Raw genomic sequence first — 2509 nt, 5'->3', positions numbered from 1 at the left:
GCGACATCCTGCACGCCCTCTGCGCCCATGCCGACGGCCTGACCGCCAGTCTGGGCAAGGATTTCGGCTGCAACACCGGGGGGCTGCTGGCCTGCCACGATATGGATTTGTACCAGCGTTGCCGGGAATTCGTGCAGAGCGGCGGTAGCGGCCTGCCGGTCGTGTCCCGCTCGTTGCTCGCCGCCGCCTGCGCCGATGTGGCCGGGGCCGAGGCGGGCGTGCTGGCCCGCATGGCGCAGGTGCGGGCGCTGGCGGAGACGCTGGCCCGTGCCGGTCTGCCGGTGCTGAATCCGCCGGGCGGGCACGGCGTATTGCTGGACATCGCCCGCTTGCCCGCCGTGCGGGGCTTGAAGCAACCGATTCCGGCCTTCCTCGCCGCGCTCTACGTCGCCACGGGCATCCGCGCCGGGGCGCACAGCACTGGGCTAAGCAAGCCCCGCGACGGTGCCCTGTGGGTGCGGCTGGCGGTGCCGGTCGGATTGGACGAGGCGGCGGTGCAAGACATCGGGGCGCGGCTGGTCGCGTTCTTGAATGGCTTGGAGCGCCTGTCCGATTTGGCGCTGGCGACGCGGGGGGCGGATCCGCTGGGGGATTTCACGGCGGAGTTCATCCCCGTGGAGCCTGTGGGAGCGGGCTTTAGCCCGCGACGGGGGGAGTCTCTGGATTCCGGTCGTGGCCTGAAGGCCACACCCACGAGGGAAATAACAGCCCGACCTATAGATCATAACGAAGAACCCATCGCCATCATCGGCGCGGCGGGCCGCTATCCCGGCGCGGATGACCTGGAAGCCTTCTGGGACGTGCTGCGCGACGGGCGCGACTGCATCAGCGAAGTCCCGCCGGAGCGCTGGGACTACCGCCAGCACAAGAACCGGGACGGCAAGGTACACACCCGCTGGGCGGGCTTCATCGCCGACCACGACAAGTTCGACCCCCGGTTCTTCAACATCCTGCCCTTGGAAGCGGAGAACCTGGACCCGCAGGAGCGGCTGTTCCTGGAAACCGCCTGGGCCACTTTGGAAGACGCGGGCTATACCCGCGACCGCTTGCGGGCCGACCCGGAGGCCCGCCGCATGGGCGTGTTCACCGGCGTGGTGTGGAGCCTGTACGCGCTGTTCGGCGCGGAGGAAACCCTCAAGGGCAATGTGCTGGTCCCGAGTTCCTTCCATTGGAGCATCCCCAACCGGGTGTCGTATTTCTTCGATCTGGAAGGCCCGAGCCTGGCCGTGGACACCGCCTGTTCCGCCTCGCTGACCGCCCTGCATCTGGCCTGCGAGTCGCTGCGCCGGGGCGAATGCGCGACGGCCTTGGTGGGCGGGGTGAATCTGGAATTGCACCCGAATAAAGGGCTATTGATGGACCAATCCGGCATGACCTCCAGCGAGGGAAAATGCCGCAGCTTCGGCGCGGACGGCGATGGCTATGTGCCGGGCGAGGGCGTGGGCGCGGTGCTGCTCAAGCCCTTGAGCGCGGCCCTGCGCGATGGCGACCGCATCGACGGCTTGATCCGCGCCACCGCCACCAACCACGGCGGCAAGACCAATGGCTACACCGTGCCCAATCCCAACGCCCAGGCCCGGCTCATCGCCGCTACCTTGCGGAAGGCCGGAGTGGACCCGCGCAGTTTGGGCTATGTCGAAGCCCACGGCACCGGCACGGCCTTGGGCGATCCCATCGAAGTGGCCGGGCTGACCAAGGCGTTCCGCGAGTGGACCGCCGACACCGGGTTCTGTGCGCTGGGTTCGGTGAAATCCAACATCGGCCATCTGGAAGCCGCCGCCGGCATCGCCGGGCTGACCAAGCTGCTGCTGCAATTCCGCCACCGCCGCTTGGTGCCGTCGCTGCACGCCGGGACGCTCAATCCCCATATCGAATTCGCCAAAACGCCCTTCCACGTCCAGCGCGAACTGAGCGACTGGCCGCGCCCGGTCATCGACGGCGTGGCACAGCCGCGCCGGGCCGCGCTGAGTTCCTTCGGCGCGGGCGGGGCCAATGTGCATGTGGTGTTGGAAGAATTCGAGTCACCCGAGTCCGCCGCCGTTTCGCCCGTCGGCCCGGTGGTGCTGATCCTGTCGGCCCGCGACGAAACACGGGTGCGCGACTACGCCGGGAAACTGCTTGCCAGCCTCAAGCGTTGGACAGCGGTGGAACAACAACCCAGCCTGTCCGCCATCGCTTATACCCTGCAAGTGCGGCGGGAAGCCTTCGCCGCCCGTTTGGCCCTCGTGGCGAACAGCCTGGATGAGGCCATCGCCAAGCTGGCGGGTTTCCTGGCCGGAGACAGCGCCGGGGTTCACACCGGCAAGGCACGGGACGGCGTGGCCGCGCCCGCCGCCGATGCCGCCCCGGAAGTTCTGGCTCAAGCCTTTGTGGCGGGGGCTGCCATCGACTGGGCCAGCCATTACGGCACGACGCCGCCCCGCCCGGTGGCCTTGCCCACTTATCCCTTCGCCCGTAACCGGCTGTGGCTCTCCATCAGCGACAACGCCATTGCTCCGCCCGCGCCCGC

1 protein-coding gene is annotated in these 2509 nt (G+C 68.5%); it reads left to right on the top strand.

Annotation, left to right across the window (positions count from 1 at the left end):
• On the top strand, positions 1-2509 hold a 2509-nt coding region (locus ACXWUF_RS21845; protein WP_458503418.1), incomplete at both ends, for a beta-ketoacyl synthase N-terminal-like domain-containing protein.

This window comes from Methylomagnum sp. (assembly GCF_054333355.1).
The sequence above is the reverse complement of the archived record's forward strand: the minus strand, read 5'-3'. Positions and strand labels throughout refer to the sequence as shown.